General features: G+C 62.6%; 21 protein-coding genes and 1 pseudogene. 11 read left to right on the top strand and 11 right to left on the bottom strand.

Features of this window, described 5'->3' with window-relative positions:
* Positions 1 to 89: 89 nt before the first annotated feature.
* The gene (locus OGV19_RS24570; RefSeq protein ID WP_264311036.1) at positions 90 to 1,043 is read left to right on the top strand and encodes a LysR substrate-binding domain-containing protein; all 954 of its coding nucleotides are present in this window, start codon (positions 90 to 92) and stop codon (positions 1,041 to 1,043) included.
* A gap of 3 nt (positions 1,044 to 1,046) precedes the next feature.
* Here OGV19_RS24570 and OGV19_RS24575 read toward each other — a convergent pair whose 3' ends face one another.
* Together OGV19_RS24575 and OGV19_RS24580 are read right to left on the bottom strand one after the other, a co-directional pair.
* Entirely contained in the window at positions 1,047 to 2,441 is a 1,395-nt protein-coding gene (locus tag OGV19_RS24575) for a 2-oxoadipate dioxygenase/decarboxylase HglS (protein ID WP_264311037.1), read from the bottom strand.
* Between the two features lie 137 nt (positions 2,442 to 2,578).
* Positions 2,579 to 3,469, bottom strand: coding sequence for a LysR family transcriptional regulator (locus tag OGV19_RS24580; protein ID WP_264311038.1), 891 nt, complete (start codon positions 3,467 to 3,469; stop codon positions 2,579 to 2,581).
* Between the two features lie 135 nt (positions 3,470 to 3,604).
* On the opposite strand from OGV19_RS24580, the gene OGV19_RS24585 reads away from it, so the two are divergent.
* Together OGV19_RS24585 and OGV19_RS24590 are read left to right on the top strand one after the other, a co-directional pair.
* Positions 3,605 to 5,095 (top strand): L-piperidine-6-carboxylate dehydrogenase, encoded by a 1,491-nt coding sequence (locus OGV19_RS24585; protein ID WP_319026009.1) that lies wholly within the window; start codon positions 3,605 to 3,607, stop codon positions 5,093 to 5,095.
* Positions 5,096 to 5,273: 178 nt separating this feature from the next.
* The gene (locus OGV19_RS24590; protein WP_264311039.1) at positions 5,274 to 6,560 is read left to right on the top strand and encodes an L-pipecolate oxidase; all 1,287 of its coding nucleotides are present in this window, start codon (positions 5,274 to 5,276) and stop codon (positions 6,558 to 6,560) included.
* 108 nt (positions 6,561 to 6,668) lie between these two features.
* Here the strand turns inward: OGV19_RS24590 and OGV19_RS24595 are convergent, their stop codons facing one another.
* The gene (locus tag OGV19_RS24595) at positions 6,669 to 8,096 is read right to left on the bottom strand and encodes a mechanosensitive ion channel family protein (protein WP_264311040.1); all 1,428 of its coding nucleotides are present in this window, start codon (positions 8,094 to 8,096) and stop codon (positions 6,669 to 6,671) included.
* A gap of 219 nt (positions 8,097 to 8,315) precedes the next feature.
* Here OGV19_RS24595 and ycaC (OGV19_RS24600) point away from each other — a divergent pair, with 219 nt between their 5' ends.
* The 4 genes from ycaC (OGV19_RS24600) to OGV19_RS24615 all read left to right on the top strand — a co-directional run bounded on the left by ycaC (OGV19_RS24600) (position 8,316) and on the right by OGV19_RS24615 (position 12,616).
* Positions 8,316 to 8,945, top strand: a complete 630-nt coding sequence (gene ycaC / locus OGV19_RS24600) for an isochorismate family cysteine hydrolase YcaC (protein WP_264311041.1) — start codon at positions 8,316 to 8,318, stop codon at positions 8,943 to 8,945.
* 117 nt (positions 8,946 to 9,062) lie between these two features.
* Entirely contained in the window at positions 9,063 to 9,629 is a 567-nt protein-coding gene (locus OGV19_RS24605; protein ID WP_264311042.1) for an antibiotic biosynthesis monooxygenase, read from the top strand.
* Positions 9,630 to 9,668: 39 nt separating this feature from the next.
* Positions 9,669 to 10,487, top strand: a complete 819-nt coding sequence (locus tag OGV19_RS24610) for an alpha/beta fold hydrolase (RefSeq protein WP_264311043.1) — start codon at positions 9,669 to 9,671, stop codon at positions 10,485 to 10,487.
* 287 nt (positions 10,488 to 10,774) lie between these two features.
* Entirely contained in the window at positions 10,775 to 12,616 is a 1,842-nt protein-coding gene (locus tag OGV19_RS24615) for an amidohydrolase (RefSeq protein ID WP_264313998.1), read from the top strand.
* Positions 12,617 to 12,704: 88 nt separating this feature from the next.
* On the opposite strand, the pseudogene OGV19_RS24620 reads toward OGV19_RS24615, so the two are convergent.
* Together OGV19_RS24620 and OGV19_RS24625 are read right to left on the bottom strand one after the other, a co-directional pair.
* Positions 12,705 to 12,830, bottom strand: a pseudogene (locus OGV19_RS24620) (porin); the annotation flags it as partial.
* A 248-nt stretch (positions 12,831 to 13,078) separates the two neighbouring features.
* Positions 13,079 to 13,990, bottom strand: coding sequence for a LysR substrate-binding domain-containing protein (locus OGV19_RS24625; RefSeq protein WP_264311044.1), 912 nt, complete (start codon positions 13,988 to 13,990; stop codon positions 13,079 to 13,081).
* Positions 13,991 to 14,125: 135 nt separating this feature from the next.
* On the opposite strand from OGV19_RS24625, the gene ycaC (OGV19_RS24630) reads away from it, so the two are divergent.
* Positions 14,126 to 14,755, top strand: a complete 630-nt coding sequence (gene ycaC / locus OGV19_RS24630; protein WP_264311045.1) for an isochorismate family cysteine hydrolase YcaC — start codon at positions 14,126 to 14,128, stop codon at positions 14,753 to 14,755.
* 230 nt (positions 14,756 to 14,985) lie between these two features.
* Here the strand turns inward: ycaC (OGV19_RS24630) and OGV19_RS24635 are convergent, their stop codons facing one another.
* The 4 genes from OGV19_RS24635 to OGV19_RS24650 all read right to left on the bottom strand — a co-directional run bounded on the left by OGV19_RS24635 (position 14,986) and on the right by OGV19_RS24650 (position 19,634).
* On the bottom strand, positions 14,986 to 16,773 hold the full coding sequence (locus OGV19_RS24635; RefSeq protein ID WP_264311046.1) for a monovalent cation:proton antiporter-2 (CPA2) family protein: 1,788 nt from the start codon (positions 16,771 to 16,773) through the stop codon (positions 14,986 to 14,988).
* Positions 16,774 to 16,955: 182 nt separating this feature from the next.
* Positions 16,956 to 18,443, bottom strand: coding sequence for a YifB family Mg chelatase-like AAA ATPase (locus OGV19_RS24640; protein ID WP_264311047.1), 1,488 nt, complete (start codon positions 18,441 to 18,443; stop codon positions 16,956 to 16,958).
* 151 nt (positions 18,444 to 18,594) lie between these two features.
* The gene (locus tag OGV19_RS24645; RefSeq protein WP_264311048.1) at positions 18,595 to 19,170 is read right to left on the bottom strand and encodes a VapC50 family PIN domain-containing toxin; all 576 of its coding nucleotides are present in this window, start codon (positions 19,168 to 19,170) and stop codon (positions 18,595 to 18,597) included.
* Complete coding sequence (locus OGV19_RS24650) at positions 19,170 to 19,634, bottom strand: helix-turn-helix domain-containing protein (RefSeq protein WP_264311049.1); 465 nt, start codon at positions 19,632 to 19,634, stop codon at positions 19,170 to 19,172. The genes OGV19_RS24645 and OGV19_RS24650 overlap by 1 nt, the downstream gene beginning before the upstream one ends.
* 373 nt (positions 19,635 to 20,007) lie before the next feature.
* Between OGV19_RS24650 and OGV19_RS24655 the strand changes: the two genes are divergently transcribed.
* Positions 20,008 to 22,020 carry a DUF4034 domain-containing protein gene (locus OGV19_RS24655; RefSeq protein ID WP_264311050.1) on the top strand — a complete coding sequence of 671 codons (2,013 nt, stop codon included), beginning with the start codon at positions 20,008 to 20,010 and terminating at the stop codon, positions 22,018 to 22,020.
* 25 nt (positions 22,021 to 22,045) lie between these two features.
* On the opposite strand, the gene OGV19_RS24660 is transcribed toward OGV19_RS24655, so the two are convergent.
* Together OGV19_RS24660 and OGV19_RS24665 are read right to left on the bottom strand one after the other, a co-directional pair.
* Positions 22,046 to 22,474, bottom strand: a complete 429-nt coding sequence (locus OGV19_RS24660) for a TOBE domain-containing protein (protein WP_264311051.1) — start codon at positions 22,472 to 22,474, stop codon at positions 22,046 to 22,048.
* 23 nt (positions 22,475 to 22,497) lie between these two features.
* Complete coding sequence (locus tag OGV19_RS24665; RefSeq protein ID WP_264311052.1) at positions 22,498 to 22,761, bottom strand: accessory factor UbiK family protein; 264 nt, start codon at positions 22,759 to 22,761, stop codon at positions 22,498 to 22,500.
* Positions 22,762 to 23,139: 378 nt separating this feature from the next.
* Between OGV19_RS24665 and glnK the strand changes: the two genes are divergently transcribed.
* Together glnK and OGV19_RS24675 are read left to right on the top strand one after the other, a co-directional pair.
* A complete protein-coding gene (gene glnK, locus OGV19_RS24670; RefSeq protein WP_002555808.1) occupies positions 23,140 to 23,478 on the top strand; it encodes a P-II family nitrogen regulator in 339 nt (112 codons plus the stop codon).
* A 46-nt stretch (positions 23,479 to 23,524) separates the two neighbouring features.
* Positions 23,525 to 24,856 (top strand): ammonium transporter, encoded by a 1,332-nt coding sequence (locus OGV19_RS24675; RefSeq protein WP_264311053.1) that lies wholly within the window; start codon positions 23,525 to 23,527, stop codon positions 24,854 to 24,856.
* Positions 24,857 to 25,274 lie beyond the last annotated feature (418 nt).

Consider the following 25,274-nt stretch of genomic DNA (forward strand, 5'->3'; position numbering starts at 1 on the left):
AAAAGGATAAAAACGATCATTGGCATGAGTTTGACTCATGTGTTTATGCTGTCATCGAACCGTTCCCCAGCCCGCATGGCAGGTGCCCAATGTCTCGTCAGCTCCCCCCGTTGTATGCCTTGCGCGCATTCGAAGCTGCTGCGCGACTAAGCTCGTTCACCCGTGCCGGCGAAGAGCTTTCGATTACCCAGAGTGCCGTCAGCCGCCATATTCGCACCCTTGAACAACACTTTGCCTGCCGCCTGTTCGTGCGCAGCGGCCGCAGCCTGCAACTGACCGAAGCGGCGAGGGTGTTGCTGCCGGGTGTGCGCGAAGGTTTCACCGCGCTGGAACGGGCCTGCGACACCTTGCGCGGCGAAGATGACATCCTGCGCATGAAAGCGCCCTCTACCCTGACCATGCGCTGGTTGCTGGCGCGCCTGAGCCGCTTTCGTCACCTGCAGCCGGGTAACGAAGTGCAGCTGACCAGCGCCTGGATGGACGTTGACCATGTCGATTTCAACCAGGAGCCCTTCGATTGCGCGGTGTTGCTCAGCGATGGTGTGTTCCCGGCGCATTGGGAGGTGCGTCGGTTGTTTCCTGAACTGCTGATCCCGGTGGGCGCGCCGGACCTGCTCGATGAAGCACCCTGGGACGAACGCCGGCTGGCGTGCATCGAACTGCTGCACCCGACGGTGGACAAGCGCGACTGGCGGGAATGGCTGGAACGCATGGGGCTTAGCGACAAGGTATCGCTCAAGGGCGGCCAGGTGTTCGATACCCTGGAGTTGGGCATGATTGCGGCAGCGCGTGGCTACGGGATATCGATGGGTGACTTGCTGATGGTCGCCGAGGATGTGGCACAAGGGCGTTTGAGCCTGCCATGGCCGACCGCAGTGCCCAGCGGCATGGACTACTACCTGGTGTGGCCGCGCACCCGGCCGGGGGGTGAGCGGTTGCGGCGCTTGAGTGCGTTTTTGCACGATGAGGTGGCGGCAATGGACCTGCCGGATGTGCAGATCCTGCCGGCGATTGGGCCGCAGCGCGACCCAATGCGCCCCTGAGCCTTACATCGACCCCAGGTTCAACGCCTGTGCACACGCCTGCAGCGAACGGCGCTCGCTCTGTGCATACAAGGCCAGTTCATCCTGCACCTTCAGCTGCAGCGCGGCCTCGAAGGCTTCACGGTTGGCGTTGCTGCCGTATTCCGCCTGCGCATCATCGCCCAGGTTGGACTGGAAGATCCCCGCCGCGCTCACCGGCAGGAAGTCTTCGTACACCAATGCCTCGAAGTGCACATGCCCGGCGTCGATCAGCCCTTGCAGGGTGGTCGGGCGGTCGCTGTGATCGCGTGCGGCCAGGCCTTTTTCGGTGGCGAAGTAACGGAAGTAGGCCAGGCCCTGCTCACGCATCTGCGCCAGGTCGTCGGGGAACTCGGCAAACTGCGCTTTGAGCAAGCTCATGTAGCGTTCGGCATTGGCCTCCGCCGGGGCGCCGCCGAGGGCTGCGCGGGTTGCGTCGAGCAGTTTGTCGTACAGCTGGCGGCCCTTCGGCGTCAGCGCTGCACCGCGCTGTTCGATCTCGCCAAAGCGCGCGGTGTGGCTGCCCTCGCTGCCTTGCTGGCCGCTGAAGGCGACTTTCTCTTGCAGCGCCTTGAAGCTGGTCTGGCGCAGCAGGATCGGATGACGACGCGTGGGCGGGCCTTCGACCACGGCCTTTGGCGGGATGCCCTTGGCCGGCATGCCGACCTGGATGGCGTCGATGTCCAGGGTGCGTGGGGTCAGGTGGTTGATGTGCGGGCCTTTGAAGGCCACCACGTCGGCGATCAAACGGTGTTGGTCGTGCAGTTGCTGGTACTGCTCGGCGGTTACCGTGGCGTCGTGGTGCCAGCGGAAGGTGTGCAGCGCTTCCTGTACGAAGGCCTCGGCATCGGCCGCGCTCAAGCCACCGTCCCGCTCGCACTGGGCGATCAGTTCAAGCACGCGCGGGGTGAAGATCTTGCGTTTGGCCAGGATGCTCTGTGCCAGTTCACGCAACTGCGGGTTGTCGATCAGTTCCAGGCGCAACAGCGAGGTGAATACCCGGAACGGGCTGACATGCAGGGATTGTTCGTGCACGGCGCGGAAGGCGGTGGAATGCACCGGTACGCCCGCCGAGCTGAGGTCGTAGTAGCCGACGGGCTCCATGCCCATCACTGCGAACAGTTTGGCGATGGTGGCCAATTCTTCGGCGGTGCCGACGCGGATGGCGCCGTGGCGTTCCTGGTCCAGGCGCTCGATCTCGCCGGTCCAGCGTAGCGCTTCGGCCACCTGAGGTTGCTGGGTCATCACCTGCTGGTTGATTTCGCTCACCAGCTCCAGCAGCGTGCCATATAGCGGCACTTCCTGTTTGTACATGAGCGACATGGCGGCAGAGAACTGCGCGCGGATGCTGTCTGGGCTGACGAAATCGTGGGCGGGCATCGCTAGCTTCCTGGTTGGGTTCGGACGCTTACATGAAAGCTGGGAATGCACATGGCTCACAAGCGAAAAAAAGTGAGTGTATCATTCCTTTTTTGATCGACCTTAGGGCCATGGGCCGCAAAGCGGCCCCAGCACTCTCAAGCCTGCAACTGCTCGCGAATCCACTCCACCAACGCCCGCACCTTCGGCACCTCCGCCGCATGCTCGGCATACGCCAGGTAATGCGCCCCGGTACTCTTCATCGCGTGGTTCCAGGCAATGACCAAGCTCCCGTCATTCAGCTCCTTGGCCACCAGGTAGCGCGGCACCAGCGCCACACCACACCCGGCCTGCGCCGCGCTCAAGGCCATGTAGAAGGTATCGAAACGCGGCCCATGGTAGGCGCTGACACTCTGCAGCCCCAGCTCAAGGAACCACTCATGCCACGCCTCAGGCCGCGACGTGCTCTGCAACAGCACCAGCTCGGCCAGCTCACCGGCATCGGCCAGCGTGCGCCCGGCCAACAGCTCTGGCGCGCAGACCGGCACCACCTCTTCGCGGAACAGCTCCACGCAGGTCGCCCCCGGCCAGGTGCCCTGCCCATAGAAGAACACCACGTCCGCCGAGCCTTGCAGCAAGGCGAACGGCTCCATCTCGTTGCGGATGTCCAGGTGGATATTGGTGTGGCGCTTGCCAAACCCTTTGAGGTGAGGAATCAACCAGCGCACGCCAAAACTCGGTTGAGTGGCTACCTTGAGTATCTCGGTCTGCTCGCCATAGGTCAGTACGTAGCGGCTGGACATGTCCACCTGGGTGAGGATCTTGTTGACCTCGGCCAGGTACAGGCTGCCCGCTGGCGTCAGCTGCAGACGGCGGCGAATGCGCAGGAACAGGTGGTGGCGCAGCATGTCTTCGAGTTGCGCCACTTGCTTGCTGACGGCGCTCTGGGTCAGGTGCAGCTCTTCGGCGGCACGGGTGAAACTTAAATGACGGGCTGCGGCTTCAAAGCACTGCAGGGCGGTCATGGAGGGCACCAGGCGTTTGGACATAGCGGTCTCTGTGGCTCAAATCATTACCTGACGGAATGATATGCGGAATAAAGGTCGTTTGTTGCACCGGTGTGATCGGATTAATACTGATCCACATCATTTTTCCACCCCATCACCGATGTAGGAGATGCACAAATGGTTGCTGGATTGCTCGAGCGCCTTGGCGTTGCCGCCGAGGCTTACACCCAGGGCGACTACCCTGTTCACACGCCGATCGACGGCAGCCAGATCGCCTCGGTGAAATTGCTCGGCAAGGCCGAGACCATCGCCCGCATCGATCAGGCCCAGAGCGCTTTCGAAGCCTGGCGCAGCGTGCCGGCTCCGCGCCGTGGCGAGCTGGTCCGTCTGTTCGGCGAAGTGCTGCGTGAGCACAAGGCCGACCTCGGCGAGCTGGTTTCGATCGAAGCCGGCAAGATTACCCAGGAAGGCCTGGGCGAAGTGCAGGAAATGATCGACATCTGCGACTTCGCCGTCGGCCTGTCGCGTCAGCTGTACGGCCTGACCATCGCCTCCGAGCGCCCTGGCCACCACATGCGTGAATCCTGGCACCCGCTGGGCGTGGTTGGCGTGATCAGCGCCTTCAACTTCCCGGTTGCCGTCTGGGCCTGGAACACCGCCCTGGCCCTGGTGGCCGGTAACTCGGTGGTGTGGAAGCCGTCGGAAAAAACCCCACTGACCGCCCTGGCTTGCCAGGCGCTGTTCGAAAAAGCCCTGAAAGCCTTTGGCGATGCGCCGGCTGGCCTGGCGCAGCTGGTCATCGGTGGCCGTGAAGCGGGCGAAGCGATGGTCGATGACCCGCGTGTGCCGCTGGTCAGCGCCACGGGCAGCACCCGCATGGGCCGTGAAGTCGGCCCACGTGTCGCTGCCCGCTTTGGCCGCAGCATCCTGGAACTGGGCGGCAACAACGCCATGATCCTGGCCCCGAGCGCGGACCTGGACCTGGCTGTGCGTGGCATCCTGTTCTCGGCCGTCGGCACTGCTGGCCAGCGCTGCACCACCCTACGTCGCCTGATCGTGCACCGCTCGATCAAGGACGAAGTGGTTGCCCGCGTGAAAGCTGCCTACGCCAAGGTGCGTATCGGTGACCCACGCAAAGACAACCTGGTTGGCCCGCTGATCGACAAGCTGTCCTTCGACGCCATGCAGGGCTCGCTGGCCAAGGCCCGCGACGAAGGTGGCCAGGTGTTTGGCGGTGAGCGTCAGCTGGCTGACCAGTACCCGAATGCCTACTACGTATCCCCAGCCATTGCCGAGATGCCGGCCCAAAGCGACGTGGTTCGCCACGAAACCTTCGCGCCGATCCTCTACGTGCTGGCCTACGACGACTTCGAAGAGGCCCTGCGCCTGAACAACGAAGTGCCACAAGGCCTGTCCTCGTGCATCTTCACCACCGACATCCGTGAAGCCGAGCGCTTCCAGAGCGCCTCGGGCAGCGACTGCGGCATCGCCAACGTCAACATCGGCACCAGCGGCGCCGAGATCGGCGGGGCGTTTGGCGGCGAGAAGGAAACCGGCGGTGGCCGTGAGTCCGGTTCGGATGCCTGGAAAGGCTACATGCGTCGCCAGACCAACACCGTCAACTACTCGCGCGAGCTGCCGCTGGCGCAGGGTATCGTGTTCGACTGATGCTGCATGGCCGGGGGCTTCGCCCCCGGTTCGCGGGGCAAGCCCGCTCCCACAGGTTCCCCGCAATCGGCAGTTTAGCGAGGTACTTGTGGGAGCGGGCTTGCCCTGCGAATGGGCCGAAAGCGGCCCCAACACACCAGATGCACCCGCAATAAGAACAACACTGCTGGAGCCGGCCATGTCCGAACTGCGTCAACAATGCTTGTGGGAATTCGTCAGCAAACCGACCGTCGCCTCCCAGGCCCTGGCCGGTGAGCACAAGGCCGATGTCTGTGTGATCGGCGGCGGCATCACCGGCCTGTCCGCAGCGATCCACCTGCTCGAACAGGGCAAGTCGGTGATCTTGCTGGAAGCCTGGAAGATCGGCCACGGTGGCTCCGGACGTAACGTCGGCCTGGTCAATGCCGGCACCTGGATCCGCCCCGACGACGTCGAGGCGACCCTCGGCCAGAAGCAGGGCAGCCGCCTGAACAAGGTGCTTGGCGAGGCGCCGGGCGAGGTCTTCGCCATGATCGAGCGCCTGGGCATCGACTGCCAGGCCCAGCACAAAGGCACGCTGCACATGGCGCACAACGCCACTGGCATCGCCGACCTTGAAGCACGCCATGAACAGTGGAGCCGCCGTGGCGCTGACGTAGAGCTGCTGACCGGCGCCCAGTGCCAGGAATACTGTGGTACCGACAAGATTTCCGCTGCGCTGCTCGACCGCCGCGCCGGCACCATCAACCCCATGGGATACACCCAAGGCCTGGCCGCTGCGGTCTCGCGCCTGGGTGGCAAAGTGTTCCAGCAGTCCTCGGTCGAGGGCCTGGAGCGCGAGGGCGATGGCTGGCGCGTGAAGACAGCACGCGGCTCGGTGCGCGCCGACAAGGTGGTGATCTCCACCGGCGCCTACACCGAAGGCGACTGGAGCAACCTGCAGAAGCAGTTCTTCCGCGGTTACTACTACCAGGTCGCCTCCAAACCGCTACACGGCGCCGCCGCCGATAAGGTGCTGCCGCATGGCCAGGGCTCCTGGGACACCCGCACGGTGCTCAGCAGCATTCGCCGCGACGACCAGGGCCGCCTGCTGCTGGGCAGCCTGGGCCGGGTCGACAACAAGCCGGCCTGGTTCGTGCGCAGCTGGGCTGACCGTATCCAGAGCCATTACTACCCCGAGCTGGGCAAGGTCGAGTGGGAGATGCACTGGACGGGCTGCATCGACTTCACCCCCGATCACCTGATGCGCCTGTTCGAGCCGGCGCCGGGGCTGGTGGCGGTGACCGGTTACAACGGCCGCGGCAATACCACCGGAACCGTGATCGGGCGAGCCTTTGCCGAGTTCTTGCTCAAGGGTGAAGCGGACAGCCTGCCGATTCCGTTCTCGCCGATGACCGGGGTGAGCGCGCCGTCGCTGCGTACGGCGTTCTACGAGTCCGGGTTCTCGCTGTACCACGCTGGGCAGTGCTTGAGGGTGGTGTTGTAATGACTGGCCCCTTCGCGGGCAAGCCCGCGCCCACAGGGTTTTCACAGCCTTCAGCAACTGTGGATTACCTGTGGGAGCGGGCTTGCCCGCGAAGAGGCCGGTGCATGTTTACTTGTGCAACCAACTGAGGAAGCCGCCTTTCTTGATCAGGGTCGGCTTCTGCAGCAACAACGATTCCCGGCTCTGCCGCCGGAACCGCTGCAACTTGCTCAACGCCGTCTGCACCTCGCCGCGCTGCACCAGGCAGCTTTTCACCTGTTCCTTGTCGATGCGGTATAGCACGCAACTGGTCAGCGTGCGGAACTCGGCAAAAGCATCGTCCTCGTCAATGATGCCCTCGATCCCCAGCACCTCCCCTGGCCCCATGCGCCCGGCCTCCAGCAGCTTGTCGCCATCGCGAACTGACGCCGAAACCACCCCGCTGCCAATCACCAGCAAGTGATCCGAACGCTCGCCCACCCCCAGGATCACCTGGTCGGCCAGGTATTCCACGGCCGTCATGCGCTGGCTTAGCGCATCGCGCTCTTCATCGCTCAGCGAGCGGAACACCCGCACTTCGTCCAACACTTCGCGCTGGCGGCTGCGCGGTGGCATGGCCAGGTCGACGTTCCACATCACGCCACTGGCCTCAAGGTGCCGATGGGCCAGGTCGAACAGCTGATTGCGTGCGTCGCCCTTGCCGCCCATGTCGGCAACGAAGCCGCTGGCCTCGTATTCCACCGACTCCAGGGTCGAGGCCTTCACTGTGACTTTCGGTTTGGGCGAGGCGAGTATCGCGCGCGTGCCCTGCAGGGCCTTTTCCAGTGCATCGAACACCCGCTTGGGGCGCACTTTGGCCGGCACCACCACGCTGATCGACACCCCATGCACGTCAGGCGGGCGGCTGTGGTTAAGCAGCTTGGCCTTGGCCGCCACCGAGTTGGGGATTACCGCCAGGCTGCCTGCGCTGGTCAGCAGGCGGGTGGCGCGCCAGTCGATGTCCAGCACCTTGCCTTCCGTGCCATCGATGGAGATCGCATCACCGATCTGATAAGGCCGCGTCGTGTTCAGCACGATGCCGCTGAACACGTCGGCCAAGGTGCTTTGCAATGCCAGGCCGATGACGATAGCCATGACCCCGGAGGTGGCCAGCAGCCCCTTCACCGGCAGTTGCATTACGTAGCCCGCAGCGGCCACCACAGCCGCCAGGAAAATCAGCGCCCCCAGCACATCCTGCAGTAACCGGCCGCCGTGGCTGCCGCGGGCCACCAGCAGTTGCCCGAACACCACGGTCACCGTGCGCGCACCGAACAGCCACCAGCCAATCGTCAGCACTGTTGCCATCAGGTTGCGCGACACGTCGTCGGGCCACGGCGGCGGTTGCAGCGGGCTCATGCCGGCGGCCAGCAGCACCCAGCTGAACAGCAGGAAGATCGTCAGCCGCGCGCCGATACGCCAGGCCCGGCGCTGAATGGGGATAAGTTGCCAGAGAACCAGGTCGAGCAGGATCAGTGAAGTGCCGAGCAACAACGGGGACGACTGGATGAAGGCCAGCATGGTGGTCTCGGGGTGGGGGAGGGCTTCGGGTAGTAATAGAGCAGGTTGCTCAGGCAGGCAATGGGGCTAGCAAATCGTTTGCCACTCCATCGTTCACAAAACAGAACGGTAAAGCCAAAAACCGCTATCTACCGCTCCAAAGGTGATGGTTTTAATCTTCTCCCATCAACGCGAAACACCCCACTGACTGAACATCAAAACCCTTTAGGAGCAACGACCATGGCCCCATTCAAATACAACCGCCTGAACAAAGACGACGCTGCCGTGCTGCTGGTCGACCACCAGGCTGGCCTGCTGTCGCTGGTACGCGATATCGAGCCGGACGCCTTCAAGAACAACGTGCTGGCCCTGGCCGACCTGGCCAAGTTCTTCAACCTGCCGACCATCCTCACCACCAGCTTCGAGCAAGGCCCCAACGGCCCGCTGGTGCCGGAATTGAAAGCCCTGTTCCCAGATGCCCCGTACATCGCCCGCCCAGGCCAGATCAACGCCTGGGACAACGAAGATTTCGTGAAGGCCGTGAAGGCCACTGGCAAGAAACAGCTGATCATCGCTGGTGTGGTCACCGAGGTCTGCGTTGCCTTCCCGGCGCTGGCGGCCCTGGAAGAAGAATTCGAGGTGTTCGTGGTGACCGACGCTTCTGGCACCTTCAACGCGATGACCCGCGACGCTGCCCATGACCGCATGAGCCGTGCCGGTGCGCAGCTGATGACCTGGTTCGGCGTGGCCTGTGAGCTGCACCGCGACTGGCGCAACGACATCGAAGGCCTGGCGGCGCTGTGCTCCAACCACATCCCGGACTACCGCAACCTGATGACCAGCTACAACGCGTTCAACGCCGGCAAGTAACCCGCCGCGCACCGGGCACCGGCAGTCGGTGCCCGGTTAGGGCAGCACACTCATTCAATCTTCCGCCCGTTCGCCGTTGCACAGTGGATGCGGGCCAGCTCATCCCAAGGAACGCCGATGAACACCGCATCCCAAGACAACCGCAACGTGGTCACCCTGGTCATCCAGCACAAGGTTCGCGCCGAGTCGCTGGCAGGCTACGAAGCGTGGCTCAAGCACACAGTCAGCGCCGCGCGCCGTCAACCCGGCCACCTCGACGTCAACGTGATCCGCCCGGAAGACGGCGGCCGCCACTTCACCACCGTGGTGCGTTTCAGCGACGCCGGCCTGCTGCAGGCCTGGGTCAACTCCACCGAGCGCCAGACGCTGGTCAGCCAGGTGCTGCCACTGCTGGAGGAGGGTGACAACACCCAGGTGCACGACGACCCGGAATTCTGGTTCACCCCGCCGAGCACCACCGCGGCACCACCGCCGCGCTGGAAGCAGGCATTGCTGACTTACCTGGTGATCTGCCCGATGACTCTGGTCATCCCGCAATTGCTGGCACCGTTGTTCGCGCGTTTCCCGCAGTTGGGCGGGGCGATCACCGGCAACCTGATCGGCAACCTGTTTGTCATCCTGCCCGTGGTGTTCTACATCATGCCGTGGGTAACCCGCCGCTGTGCCAACTGGCTGCGTGGCTGATCCAGCCTCTTCCCCATAGACTTTCAAGGAGATACCGACATGAGCACTTTCGTAACCCGCGACGGCACTTCGATCTATTTCAAGGACTGGGGCAGCGGCAAGCCCGTGCTGTTCAGCCACGGTTGGCCGCTGGATGCCGACATGTGGGATGCGCAGATGGAGTTTCTGGCCAGTCGTGGCTACCGCGCCATCGCCTTCGACCGCCGTGGCTTCGGCCGGTCGAGCCAGCCGTGGAGCGGTTATGACTACGACACCTTTGCCGATGATATCGCCCAGTTGATCGAGCATCTCGATCTGCGTGAGGTGACCTTGGTGGGCTTCTCCATGGGCGGCGGCGATGTCAGCCGTTATATCGCGCGCCATGGTAACGAGCGGGTCGCCGGGCTTGTGTTGTTGGGTGCGGTGACGCCGGTGTTCGGCAAGCGGGATGACAACCCCGAGGGGGTCGATGCAGCTGTGTTCGAGGGTATTCAGGCGGGCCTGCGTGCCGACCGGGCGCAGTTCATCGCCGATTTCGCCACGCCGTTCTATGGGTTGAACCAAGGGCAGCAGGTGTCCCAGGGGGTGCAGACGCAGACCCTGAACATCGCGCTGCTGGCCTCGATCAAGGGCACGCTGGATTGCGTCACTGCGTTCTCCCAGACCGACTTCCGCCCGGACATGGCCAAGATCGAGGTGCCGACCTTGGTGATCCACGGTGACGCGGACCAGATCGTGCCGTTCGAGACCACGGGCAAGAAGGCCGCCGAGTTGATTCGTGGGGCCGAGCTGAAAGTGTATGAAGGTGCGCCGCATGGGTTTGCTGTGACGCATGCGCAGCAGCTGAATGAAGACCTGTTGGCGTTCTTGGGCCGATGAAAAGCGGGGGTCGGCCGAGGCTGCACAAAAGCTGATCAAGGCTAACCTTCACCCACCCACCGCACATCCATCCAATCCTCAGCCCTGCACGAACCGGCATGCTCCGCAGTTGCGCCTGCCGCTGCCGCACCCAGACGGAGAAGACCATGTCCCAGGACCCCAACGACAAGAGCCGTCGCCAGTTCCTCGCCACCAGCACCGTGCTCGGTGCCGCCGGCGCGCTCTGGTCCGCATTGCCCTTCGCCGGCACCGCCGGTTCCGCCCATGCATCCACCCAAGGAGGCCCCATGACCGCCGACCTCATTCTGTTCAACGGCAAACTGCACACCGTCGACCGTGAGAAGCCCACGGCCACCGCCGTCGCCATCAAGGACGGCCGCTTCATAGCCGTTGGCAGCGACGCCGAAGCCATGGCCCACAAAAGCGCCGCCACGCAGATCATTGACCTCAAGCAGCGCACCGTCATCCCAGGCCTGAACGACTCCCACCTGCATCTGATCCGCGGTGGCCTGAACTACAACCTGGAGCTGCGCTGGGAAGGCGTGCCGTCGGTGGCCGATGCCCTGCGCATGCTCAAGGACCAGGCCGCCCGTACCCCAACCCCGCAGTGGGTGCGTGTGGTCGGTGGCTGGAACGAATTCCAGTTCGCTGAAAAGCGCATGCCGACCCTGGAGGAAATCAACCAGGCCGCGCCTGATACCCCGGTGTTCCTGCTGCACCTGTACGACCGCGCGTTGCTCAACCGCGCCGCGCTCAAAGCTGTCGGTTACACCAAGGACACGCCGAACCCGCCCGGGGGCGAGATCCAGCGCAACAAGTTCGGCGAGCCGACCGGTATGCTTATCGCCCGCCCTAACGCGATGATCCTTTACGCCACCCTGGCCAAAGGGCCGAAGCTGCCGCTGGAATACCAGGTCAACTCGACCCGCCAGTTCATGCGCGAGCTCAACCGCCTGGGCCTGACCAGCGCTATCGATGCCGGCGGTGGCTACCAGAACTTCCCCGACGATTACTCGGTGATCCAGGAGCTGGCAGACAACAACCAGCTGACCGTGCGCATCGCCTACAACCTGTTCACTCAGAAGCCCAAGGAAGAGCTGGACGACTTCAAGAAGTGGACCTCCAGCGTCAAGCTGCACAGCGGCACCGATTTCCTGCGCCATAACGGCGCTGGCGAGATGCTGGTGTTCTCCGCTGCCGACTTCGAGGACTTCCTGGAGCCGCGCCCGGACCTGCCGCAAACCATGGAAGAAGAGCTGGAGCCGGTGGTGCGCCACCTCGTCGAGCAGCGCTGGCCGTTCCGCTTGCACGCCACCTATAACGAATCCATCACGCGCATGCTCGATGTGTTCGAGAAGGTCAATCGCGACATCCCGTTCAATGGCCTGCCGTGGTTTTTCGACCACGCCGAAACCATCACCCCGCAAAACATCGAGCGCGTGCGTGCCCTGGGCGGCGGTATCGCGATCCAGGACCGCATGGCCTTCCAGGGTGAATACTTCGTCGATCGCTACGGCGCCAAGGCGGCCGAACAGACCCCGCCGATCAAGCGCATGCTCGACATGGGTGTGCCTGTCGGGGCCGGTACCGACGCGACCCGCGTCTCTAGCTACAACCCGTGGACTTCGCTGTATTGGCTGGTCAGCGGCAAGACCGTCGGGGGGATGGAACTGTACCCCGAGGGCCTGAGCCGCGACACCGCGCTGCAGTTGTTCACCCAAGGCAGCGCCTGGTTCTCTAGCGAGCAGGGCAAGAAGGGCCAGATCAAGGTTGGCCAGTTGGCGGACCTGGCGGCGTTGTCGCTGGACTTCTTCAGTGTCGATGAAGACGCGATCAAGGGCATCGAGTCGGTGCTGACCGTTGTCGACGGCAAGGTCGTGTATGCCGCCGGCGAGTTCGACAAACTCGGCCCGCCTCAGGTGCCGGTCCTGCCGGAGTGGTCGCCAGTGGCCAAGGTGCCTGGGCACTGGCGTGTGGGTACGCCATCGCTGGCTGCAGCGGTGCACCAGTGCAGCGGGCCGTGTGGAGTGCATGCGCACAGCCATGAGAAGGCGCGGCATTCCAGCGTGCCCGTGAACGACTTCCAAGGGTTCTGGGGGGCGTTGGGTTGCTCGTGCTTTGCGTTTTAAGCTGATGTGAAGAAAGGGGCCTGCAGCGGCCCCTTTTTTTGCGCCGCCAGCACGGTATTTGAGCGCAGCGGGTTATCCGCCTATTTCAAAAACTGCCGTTGAGTGGGTATTCGGCGAGCAGCGACCAGCCGGGCTCTTCTGCCTGGCTGAGTGCAGGGCAGAGAGCGAGGCTGGCGAGCAGGGCGCGGCCTGGTCCGTGAGTGGCGCGGATCATGGGGGCTCCGGGGTGGATGATCCGGGGGATAGGGCAGGGTCTTGTAAGGGTGTGCTGGGTGGAGGTATTGCTGTGCCTGTGCTGGCCCTTTCGCGGGGCAAGCCCGCTCCCACAGATTCACTGATGTATTTAAATTGAGCCCAGTGGACTGCCCCCAAGGGTTGGATTGGTGTCCAACTTCTTGGGGGCAGTCCACAGTGTGGGAGCAGGCTTGCCCCGCGAAAGGGCCCGTACTAACAGCAACTGATTCAGGCCATGTCGCTGATAGCGAACGCCTCGGCCAGGTGATCGATCAGCGACCGCACCGACGGCAACAACCCGCGTCGTGACGGGAAGATGGCATGGACGATGCCGCAACGCGGGTGCCACTCCGGTAGCAGCTCCACCAACCTACCCTCGGCTAAATCCTCGCGCACCGCGACCCGTGGTAAATGCGCGATGCCCACCCCAGCCACCACGAAATGCCGCAGGGCAAACAGGTCATCGGTGACCATGCGTGGCTTGTGCGGAATCACGATGCTACGGCTCATGTCCTCGCCTTGGAACAGCTCCCACTGGTACTCACGCTGGGCACTGCCCCAGTGCACGCTGGGCAGCGTACCGAGCAGCTGCGGGTCGAAGCCTTTGGGCAGTTGTTGCAGATACTGCGGATGCCCCACCAGGCACTGGGTGCTGTTGCTCAGCACTTTCATCACCATGTCGGTGTTTTCCAGTGGCGGAAAGCGTACGCGCAGCGCCAAGTCGAAGCCCTCATGCAGCAGATCGACGCGGCGGTTGGTGCTTTCGATGAACAGCTCCACCTGCGGGTACTTGAGCATGTAGCGGGTCAGCATCGGCCCGACCCAGGCGTTGAGCAGGGTGGTCGGGCAACTGATGCGCACCAGGCCGCGAGGCTCGCTGCGGTTGCGTTCGATGATCTCCGCCGCGCCCTCGGCCTCTACGCGCATGGCCAGGCAACGGTTGTAGTAGGCCTGGCCGATTTCGGTCAGCGAGCAGTGCCGGCTGGTGCGGTGCAGCAGGCGCACGCCCAGGCGGTCCTCAAGGTCGGCGACGCGCCGGCTGAGCTTCGACTTGGGCATGTCCAGCGCCCGCCCGGCCGGGGCGAAGCCACCGTGCTCCACGACTTGGGTGAAGTAGTAGAGGGAGTTGAGGTCTTCCAATGATCGTTCTCCAGGTGGAACGCTAAGGGCAGTTTTCGCAGTCTACCGCAGCAAAGGTGATGATTTTAATCTGTGCTCATCAACGCGAAACACCCCAAATTGCTGAAAAATTCATAAACCTTAGGAGCACAGACCATGAGCAAATTCACCTACAACCGCCTGAACAAAGACGATGCCGCTGTGCTGCTGGTTGACCACCAGGCTGGCTTGCTGTCCCTGGTGCGCGACATCGAACCGGATAAGTTCAAGAACAACGTGCTGGCCCTGGCTGACCTTGCCAAGTTCTTCAACTTGCCGACGATCCTTACCACCAGCTTCGAGCAAGGCCCCAACGGTCCGTTGGTACCCGAGTTGAAAGCGCTGTTCCCGGACGCGCCCTACATCGCCCGCCCAGGCCAGATCAACGCCTGGGACAACGAAGATTTCGTCAAGGCGGTGAAGGCGACTGGCAAGAAGCAGCTGATCATCGCTGGTGTGGTCACCGAGGTGTGCGTGGCGTTCCCGGCGCTGGCGGCCCTGGAAGAAGAGTTCGAGGTGTTCGTGGTGACCGATGCTTCCGGCACCTTCAACGCGATGACCCGCGATGCCGCTCATGACCGCATGAGCCAGGCCGGTGCGCAATTGATGACCTGGTTCGGCGTGGCCTGTGAGCTGCACCGCGACTGGCGCAACGATGTTGAAGGGCTGGCGGCGCTGTGCTCCAACCACATTCCGGATTATCGGAACTTGATGACCAGCTATAACGCGCTGACTGCTGGTAAGTAATGCCTTTGCATCGCACTGCATGAAATTCCACAACATCTTGCCGTTGTCTGCGATCAGAGCCGCTGAAGCGGTAGCGACCAAGTGAGCCTATGGAGAAGGGTTTCTGCGGGCTATCAGACGAGGGGGGACCCTTTGTGTAGGGTGTTTCCTCAATTGAGGTGGGCAGTCCTCGGCGTTTCGAGGCCCAAAAAAGAGGGCCTAAGCCCTCCTGTTGTTTCCACGTACCTGCCTCAATCCGCATCCGAATCAAACAGCCGCTCCAACTCCACCCGCGCTTCCTTGGCCGTCTGCATCACCTTGGCCCGGTCATCGCGCACCTGCCCCTGGGCCTCCAGCACTTCTTCGTCATGCTGGGTAAACCGCGCAATACGGTCCGCCGCCTGTGCGTCACTCAGCCCCAACCCCACCAGCGCACGGCGGGTCAGTTCCAGGCTTGAGTAAAACGTCTCGCGAATCGGCTCGGCACCCACGTCCACCAGCTTGTGCACATGCTGGCGGTTACGTGCCCGGGCCAGCACTTTCAGGTGCGGGTACAGGCGCTTGACCCGCTCCGCCGTGCGGGTGGTGACCTCGGGGTCGTCGGTGGTGATCACGAAATACTCCGCTTCGCCCACCTTGGCCGCATGCAGCACTTCAGGGCGCAGCGGGTCGCCGTAGAACACCGGGGCCTGCTCGAACATGCGGGTCATCTCGATGGCGTCCACCGAGGTTTCCAGGGCGATGAAGGGGATCTTCTGGGCACGCAGGATGCGCGACACGATCTGCCCCATGCGGCCCATGCCAACGATTACCACGCGCGGTGCATCGGTCTGGATCTGTTTGTATTGCTCAGGCACTTCACGCTGCGGTTGCGGGCGCTTGAGGGCGCGGGCACAGCCGAGCATCAGCAGGGGCGTAAGGGCCATCGACAGGGTAATGGTCATCATCAGCAGGTCGTAGGTCCGGGTATCGAACAGGCCCTGGTCCTTGCCCAGCTTGAACACCACGAAGGCGAATTCGCCGCCCGCTGCCAGCACCATCCCCAGGCGCAGGGCGCTGGCGCTGTTGAGGCCACCGGCCAATCGGCCGACCACGATCAGCAAGGTCAGCTTGACCGCGATCAGCAGCAGGGTCAGGCCCAACAACACCAGCGGCATTTCCAGCAGCAGGCTCAGGTTGGCGCCCATGCCGACACTGATGAAGAACAGCCCCAGCAGCAGCCCTTTGAACGGTTCGATCTGCGATTCCAGCTCGTGGCGGTACTCCGAGTCGGCCAGCAACAGGCCGGCCAGGAATGCCCCCAAGGCCATGGAGATGCCGGCCTCTTCCATCAGCCAGGCAGTGCCGATCACCACCAGCAGTGCGGTAGCGGTGGACACCTCTGGCAGGCCGGTGCGGGCGACGATGCGAAATACCGGGCGCAGCAGGTAGCGGCCGCCGACGATGACCACGGCGATGCTGGCGAACACCTTCAGGGCGTGTTCGAGGCTGTCACCGTGGCTGGTATCGGGGCCGCTGGCGGCCAGCAGGGGAACCAGGGCAATCAGCGGAATGGCGGCGATGTCCTGGAACAACAGAATGGCGAACGCCAGGCGACCGTGCGGTGCGTTGAGCTGCTTGCTTTCGGCCAGGCTCTGCAGGCCGAGGGCGGTGGATGACAGCGCCAGGCCGAGCCCCAGCACCAAGGCTGCAGGCAACGACTGGGCAAAGCCGAACAGGGCGATGGCGCCGATCACCGCGCCGGTCAGCAATACCTGCGCCGCGCCCACGCCGAATACCGATTTGCGCATCAGCCACAGACGCTTGGGTGACAGCTCCAGGCCGATGATGAACAGCAGCAGGACAACGCCAAGCTCAGAAATGTGCGCAACGCTTTCGGTGTCGCGGATCAGCCCCAGCGCCTGCGGGCCGATGGCCACGCCGGCCAGCAGGTAGCCGATCACCGCGCCCAGTTGCAGGCGCTTGGCCAGGGGGACGGCAACGACCGCGGCGAGCAGGAAGATCACCGCGGTTTGTAGAAGGCTGCCTTCGTGTGGCATTGGCTCGTACTCCATGAACTGCCGGGGCAGCGTTTAACTGTGTGGAGGACAATTTTGGGCACTGCGGGTCTGTCAGACAATCCGGCTTTGAGGAGAAACATTGTCCCGCGCAGCGAGACAAACAGCAGGGCGCGCCGGAAACCACCGCTGATTGTGTGGGTGTTGCTCAAGCAATGGCCGAATCAACTCCCAGGCCGATACTGCAGCGCCTCGGCCAGGTGAGCCCTGGCAATCGATGCCACACCCTCCAGATCCGCCAGCGTGCGCGCCACTTTCAGCAACCGATGGGCAGCGCGTAGCGACAGGCTCAGGCGCTCGCAGGCAGTTTCCAACCACGCCTGGTCCGCTGCCTGTAGCAGGCAATGGCGGCGCAAGCCGTTGAGGTCGAGAAAGGCATTTGCGCACCCTTGCCGGCGTTGCTGCAGTTCACGCGCTTCGGCCACCCGCTCGGCGACTGCGGCGCTGGTCTCGCCGCTGGGTTGGTTGTTCAGGGTGGTGGTTTCACGCGCTACGGTCAGGTGCAGGTCGATGCGGTCCAGCAGCGGCCCCGACAGCTTATTGCGATAACGCTGGATCTGCTCGGTGCTGCAGCGGCAGCGGCCGGTGGGGTCGCCCAGGTAGCCGCAAGGGCAGGGGTTCATTGCCGCCACCAGCTGAAAACGCGCGGGGAAACGCACCTTGTCCCGGGCTCTTGCGATCACGATCTCGCCGGATTCGAGCGGTTCGCGCAATACCTCCAGCACGCGCCGCTCAAATTCGGGCAATTCATCGAGAAACAGCACACCATGGTGCGCCAAGGTGATCTCGCCGGGCTGTGGCCGACTGCTGCCGCCTACCAGTGCAGGGCCAGAGGCGGAGTGGTGCGGGTGGCGGAAGGGGCGTTGCGGCCAGCTGTTTAGCGGCGCATGGCCGCTGACCGACTGAATGGCCGCCACCTCCAGTGCTTCGCGCTCATCCAGCGGCGGCAGAAGCCCTGGCAGGCGGCTGGCAAGCAGTGTCTTGCCGGTACCGGGTGGGCCGGTAAACAGCAGGTTATGGGCCCCGGCTGCGGCCAGCAGCAAGGCGCGCTTGGCCGCCACCTGGCCCTGTACCTCGCTGAGGTCGGGGTAGGGCCGGCTGTTCAAGACCAGGCCATTGGCGGCATAGGGCGGCAGAGGCACTTGGCCGTTCAGGTGGGCGACCAGTTCCAGCAGGTGCCCGACGGCATACACCACAAGCCCGCCTGCAAGGCTTGCTTCCTCGGCGTTTTCCCGTGGTACTACCAGGGCGCGGCCCGCTTCTCTTGCCGCCAGAGCCGCCGGCAGCACACCCTGCACGGGGCGCAGTTGGCCGGACAGCGCCAGTTCGCCCAGGCACTCGATGTCACAAAGGGTAGCCACCGGGACCTGCCCACTGGCGGCGAGAATGCCCAGGGCAATGGCCAGGTCATAGCGCCCGCCATCCTTGGGCAGGTCGGCAGGTGCCAGGTTCTGCGTGATGCGCCTGGCGGGGTAATCCAGGCTGGAATTGACGATGGCGCTGCGTACCCGGTCTTTGCTTTCCTTGACCGTGGTTTCGGGCAGGCCGACCAGGGTCAGGTGGGGGAGCCCGTTGGCCAGATGTGTTTCGACGCTGACCGCCGGTGCCTGCACGCCAACCTGGGCGCGGCTGTGGACGAGGGCAAGTGACATGGACGCTCCATTGTCGCGGAATGGGGCCGCTTCCTGCGGCTTGGGCAAGCTTAGCGGCGTCAGCCACGAACAGCGCAAGAAGTGTGCGTCCGGGTTTTTCAGGCCTGAACTATGAAGCTGACACGTTGCTGCGATTCAGACGGCAGGATGCTCAGATCAACAGTTCGTAATTCGAGAGTTGCTTGACGATCTCTGGGAGTCGCTGCTTGAGGAGCGTATCGAGTAGCTCGCGGGGTGTATAAACAGGGTTCTTCAGCGCCACGCGCTGCTTCTTGACGGCCTCGAGCACGGCTGCTTGGTCAAGGTCCCAAATGTCGGAAAGGAACACGTCGGGATGCAATGCTTCGATCTCAAAACGTTTCAAGATCGTGGGCGGGAAATCTTTGAGGTTGTATGTGACGATCACTGTGGCGCCACATTTGATGGCTGCCGCCAAGACGTGTCTATCGTCTTCGTCAGGAAGGTCTAGCCCTTGTATCAACGGCTCGTAGTCGCTCACCAAGGAGTCAGCAACAGCCTGATTCATGAATGCGACTGTGCGAGCAAGTTGTGCAGCCGCTATGTCAGGGCGGTTTTTCAACACGTTTCGCGTCCATTCATCGTGAATTTGCTCGGACCAGCGCGCGCGATACACGCCTGTCAGAGCCAGATGCATCAGTAGATCACGCAAGGGCGCGGGATACAGCACGCAGGCATCATAGACAACAGTAAAGGGTGACTGCCTCATCAATACCCCATATTGAGTTCTTGGGCTTGTGCAGCCAGTGCTTCCATGGCGGCCTGGCTCGCTTTATCACGCTCAGCCTTGTAAGCCATCAGGTCGGTGAACTTTATGCGGCGGTGGCTGCCGGTTTTGGTATGTGGGATTAGCCCCTCGTCTAGAAGCTTGACCAGGTGAGGGCGCGAGACGTTGAGCATGTCTGCGCCTTCTTGAGTGGTCAGTTCTGCATGAATAGGCACCACCTTTACGGTGTTGCCCAAGGCCAGTTCGTTAAGTATGTCGCCGAGCAGTCTGAGCGCGAACGTTGGCAGTTCAACGGTCTGACGTTGCTGGGCTTCATCAACGAGCTCAATGCGCTGAGTATCCAGCTTCGTCGAGAGGAAAGCGGCAATCTGGCGGCTTGACTCAATAGCCGCAGCGATCGCTTTTTCATCGGGGAGGATGGTTTGAGCGAGGTCGGCGGTGGTCATGGGTGTTCTCCAGCAGCTAATTGGAATTCCTGACGCCTGGTACGACAGGTAGCTAATTTTTATTCGAAACAAACGAAACAAGCAATAGTCGAAATAAACGAAACAAGAGATGGCGCTGGAGTTGCGCTGCAGTTGGCCGTCGGTGCCTGTGCGCGGCTTGGGCAAGCTTAACGGCGTCAGCCACGAACAGCGCAAGAAGTGTGCGTCCTGGTTTTTCAGGTCAGGGGTTTTCCCTGGGCTTTCACACTATTTGACAAAAATGGATCCAATTGGCTTTGCGCAGGTCCAGGGTATGGCTTAGTGTTGAAGTGCTACTGCGATTGCCATGGGATGGCAACGCGACTTCCTTCAAATGGACTTGAGGTATTGCCCCGTGCAAACGCTCACTCGTACTCGCCAGACCATTCGTGAACTGGTGCAGGCCAGTGCATTCGTTGAACTCAACCGCTTCTTCGACATCCTTGAAGTGCGCTGGCGGCAGTCGCTCCCCGGTGAGTTTCCTGCCTATCTGGAGGCGGTCGAAGGGCACATGCTGGTCGATTGGGACAGCCAGGGCGACAAGGCCCTGACGCAGATTCTCAAGGCCTGGATCGATGCCTGCCCCAAGGCCTATCACCCTCAGGTGGTGATGGGTTTCCACTGTTTCAGCCGGGCCTGTCATATCCGCATTAAGGCCGCGGCAGACGCCATTAGCGCCGAGTCCAGGCTGGCGGCCGATCAGGTTTGCGAACTAGGCGCCGCCCACTTGTTGCGTGCCATGGGCCGTTCGGCGCAGCCGGTGGCGGCGACTATTGGCATGCTGCGGATCAGCGCGCACTTTGCCGAGCCCGGCTGGTTGCTTGAACTGTTCAACGGCCAGCCGGCGCGCTTCAGCCCGAGTGCTCATGCCGATGTGGAGGTGCAGGAGGCTGCCGCGCCGCTTCTGGTGAAATACGGCCTGCTGCCACTGGCCGAGCTGCCACAAGCCTTGCCAGCGTGCCTGGGCGAACGTGCCGAGCAAGGGCGAGAAGATGCCCAGCATTATTGGCTGCGCCATGCCCTTGGCGCATTCCCCGGCTGTTTTGAAGCGCTCCAGGCCCGTGCTGCCTACCTGTTACCCCGTTGGGGAGGCAGTTACGCGGCGATTGAGCAATTGGCCAGTGGCCCGCTGTGCGAACGCTGGAGCGAAGAGCAGCGCAATGCGCTGCGCTGGCTGGCTATCGAGGACCAGCTCGAACTGCCGCATGCCGGCCAATCGCAGTCGATTGCGGCCTGGCAGCAGGTCTTCATGGCGTGGTCGCTTCGTCCGCTCAGGCCCAGGGAGCGCGCTACCTTGTTGGCATGGCGTGGCGCTTTGCGTTGTGGTGCTCAGCACGACTACGCGGGCGGCCTGCGCGATTTTGTCGTCTGTGTGAATCTTTACCCTGACCTGGGGTTCGTCCCGGCCATCGGCCAGCCCTTCCGTAGTTTTGTCTGCCTCATGCTGTTCCATGGTGTGAAGGATGACCAGCAGGCATTTCGTATCGCCATCGAGCACCTTTGCGAGAGCCACTCGCACCCCGCCGCTTGCGCGCTGCGGGCGGTGGGGCATTGGTTTGGTCTGTGGGGTTTTCAGTGTTCGAACGAGCAGGCACGTGTTTGGTCGCAGGCTGCGGTTAAACGCCAATGTGGCCGTCAAGGGCCGGGTTTGGACGTGCTGGAAGTGGCACGCCTGCTCTGGGCTGCCAACCTGCACGAGGCCGCCTTCTACCTTTATGAACGGTGTGCCGAGCTGAGCCTGCCAGAGGCTGCCCTCAGCCTCCATGACCTGCACCGTGGTGCGCTGACCAACACCCCAGAGCAGTACCTGGATACCCGTGCCGCCGAGTATTGGTTGCTGCGCGCGGTAGAGACCGGTTGCAAGCAGGCCAAATACGCCCTGGCATGCCGACGCATGCAAAGCGCAGAAGCCTTGAATGAGCGCAGTGCCATGCTGGCAGTCAGGCGCTTGCTGAGCGATGCGTTGGGCAACGTGCAGACCGCTGCCAGTGCGCGTCTACAGCTGGGTATTCTGCTGCGTCAGTTCGGTGAGCCGCAGGAGCAGGCCGAAGCCGTCGAATACTTGCTTGGCCTGGTCGAGCACCCGGACGACTGGATTGCCGCCCGCGCCAGCGCGGAGCTGGGGCTGGCCTGGATGCAAGGGCAGGGCACGCGCAAGCAAAGCCGCTTCGCGGCCATCGAGTGGATCAACCGCGCGGTTGCGTTGCAGCCGGCTGACAACGACATCGAGCATATCCAGGCCGAAATACTCAACTCGCACAACCGGGTAAAAACGCTGTTCACTTTGTGCGGTGCGACGCTGTTCCGCGGCACATTGCACCCCAGCGAGTTACCACCGAAGCGAGCGAGCGCTCAGGCCTGGGCATGAATCCAGGCCTGTGGCAGTCAATGGGTCAGGGCCTTGCGCCGAGGATGATGTGCGAGGCCTTGATCAGCGCAGTGGCGCTTACACCGGGGGCAAGGCCAAGCTCTTGAACGGCTTCGCGGGTGACGATGGCAAAAACCTCGGTCCCCCCCGCCAGCTTCAGCACGACTTCTGCGTTGACCGCGCCGTCGCCGACTCGCACCACTTCACCTTCCAGGGCATTGCGCGCCGAGAGGCGGTAGCCGTCGGCATCGGTCATCAGCACGACCCATGGCGCCTTCACCAACGCTACGGCTTGTTTGCCGACGTTGATGCCAAGGTTATGCAAGCTGGTCATGGTGACCACGGCCACCAGTTTTTCGCCGCCGGCCAGGGTCAGTTCGACCTCGGCATTGACCGCACCGGGCTGAACCGCACTGACGGTACCTTCGAAGACATTGCGGGCACTGACTTTCATGCTGAAGCACTCCGTGTCGATTGTTATTCCTGGGTGGGTGGCGCCATCCGCGCTTCCAGCTCGGCGACCTGCTTTTCCAGCGCTTCCAGGCGAGCACGGGTACGGGCCAGGACGACCATCTGGCTGTCGAATTCTTCGCGGCTGACCAGGTCCAGCTTACTGAAGGCACCCTGCATCAGCACCTTGAACTGGCTTTCGAGTTCGGCGCGGGGCTGGGCGGTATCGCTGCTGAAAAGGCGCGAGGCCTGGTCGCTCAGGGCATCGAGGAGGGCTTTGGGCGCGAGCATGTTCGGCTGTCCACTGAAACTGAAAAAATGACCTGCAGTGTAGCACGCACCAAAACCCGCTTTTGCAGGGGTTGTGCGCTGCACATTTTTCGAGCAAGCCGCCTGGCCGTGATGCACCGAAGTTGTGCATCTTTTTGATGCTGGCGACTGGCCAACCGCGGCTGTTTCAGGCAACTCGCTGTTTTTTGAGGCTTTAGTGGAACTGGCAAGGTTTCTGCAATGACCTGTACGAGCCATGCACTGATGCAGTTCCTTGTGACCAGGCAGTGCGCACGCGGAGCCGGATGCCGACGACGCGTTACAAAGCTAACCGCTGCGCTTAGACTTGAGACGGGTTTGTTTTCCTGGGGCAAGTCCACCAAATCGGGAGAGAGTTTCATGAAGCTAGTCACAGCCATCATCAAGCCGTTCAAGCTGGACGACGTACGCGAGTCGCTGTCGGAAATCGGCGTGCAGGGCATCACCGTCACTGAAGTCAAAGGCTTCGGTCGGCAGAAGGGCCACACCGAGCTGTATCGCGGTGCTGAATACGTGGTCGACTTCCTGCCCAAGGTGAAGATCGACGTCGCCATCGACGACAAGGACCTTGATCGGGTGATCGAAGCCATCACCAAGGCAGCCAACACCGGCAAGATCGGTGACGGCAAGATCTTCGTGGTGAATCTGGAGCAGGCGATCCGCATCCGTACCGGCGAAACCGATACCGACGCGATCTAAGTAACAAAAAAGCCTCACCAAACCCAACGCCCCAGGAGAAAACAACATGACTCTGCGTAAGATCGCAGGGCTAGGAGCCCTATTGTCCCTCGTAATGCCCGGGCTTGCCCTGGCAGAGGAAGCTGCCCCAGCGCTGAACTCCGGCGACACCGCCTGGATGTTGACCGCTACGGCGCTGGTGCTGTTCATGACCATCCCGGGCCTGGCCCTGTTCTATGGCGGCATGGTGCGTTCCAAGAACGTGCTTTCGGTGATGATGCAGTGCTTCGCGATCACCGGTCTGATGAGCATTCTCTGGGTCGTCTACGGCTACAGCATGGCCTTCGATACCACCGGTATGGAAAAGGGCGTGCTCAACTTCAATTCCTTCGTCGGTGGCTTCTCCAAGGCCTTTCTCAGTGGCGTCACGCCCGACAGCCTGACCTCGGCCGCCGCGTTGTTCCCTGAGGCGGTGTTCATCACCTTCCAGATGACCTTCGCCATCATCACCCCGGCGCTGATCGTCGGTGCCTTCGCCGAACGTATGAAGTTTTCCGCGATGCTGGTGTTCATGGGCATCTGGTTCACCCTGGTGTATGCACCGATCGCACACATGGTGTGGAGCGGCGATGGCGCGCTGATGTGGGACTGGGGCGTACTGGACTTCGCTGGCGGCACCGTGGTGCACATCAACGCAGGTATCGCAGGCCTTGTGTGCTGCCTGGTACTGGGTAAGCGCAAGGGCTACCCGACCACGCCGATGGCCCCGCACAACCTGGGCTACACCCTGATGGGCGCGGCCATGCTGTGGATCGGCTGGTTTGGCTTCAACGCAGGTTCCGCCGCTGCCGCCAACGGCACCGCCGGGATGGCCATGCTGGTGACCCAGATCGCTACCGCTGCTGCTGCCCTGGGTTGGATGTTCGCCGAATGGCTTGGCCACGGTAAACCGAGCGCACTGGGCATCGCCTCGGGTGTGGTCGCCGGCCTGGTCGCCATCACGCCTGCCGCAGGCACCGTGGGCCCGATGGGGGCCCTGGTGATCGGCCTGTCCTCGGGTGTGATCTGCTACTTCTGCGCCACCAGCCTCAAGCGCAAGCTGGGCTATGACGACTCGCTGGACGCCTTCGGTGTGCACGGCATCGGCGGTATCGTCGGCGCCATTCTGACCGGTGTGTTCGCGGCACCGGCCCTGGGCGGGTTCGGCGCTGTCACCGATATCGGCATGCAGGTCTGGATCCAGGCCAAGGGCGTGATATTCACCGTGGTCTACACCGCCATCGTTACCTACGTGATCCTCAAGGTACTGGATGTGGTGATGGGGCTGCGGGTCAACGAAGAAGAAGAGTCGGTCGGCCTCGACCTGGCTCAGCACAACGAACGCGGCTACAACCTGTAACCGCGACGCAGGAAAAACTTGCCCGGTTCGCCGGGCATTTTTTCGTCTGATTTTTGCCATTTCCCGCACGGCAAACGGTTTATCCCTCACGTTCGCGACGTAGGCGGAAAACTTACAAGATGACGGGTGTTTATGGAGCTTTGCTTTTTCCACGGGCGCGCTAGAATGCGCGCCGAAGGGTGTTGGACAAGCAGTCCGCATGCTTCCCCAGCCTTTGCTAGGCTTGCCATGAGTGCGTGGCCGGCAAGTGGCTCAAGAATTTCGTCAGGCCCTGCCAGGAGCAGGGCCTGCAGGGTACAAACCCTCCCATCAGGAGGTGGATGCCCAGGGCAGTGGCCAACCCACGGCCAGTTGAATTTTCACTGGTGGCTGCCGGTCTACGGCTGCACTGGTCTATAACTAACCTGCTTTTCGCAAG

It is taken from the genome of Pseudomonas putida, assembly GCF_025905425.1.
GTDB lineage: Bacteria > Pseudomonadota > Gammaproteobacteria > Pseudomonadales > Pseudomonadaceae > Aquipseudomonas > Aquipseudomonas putida_AF.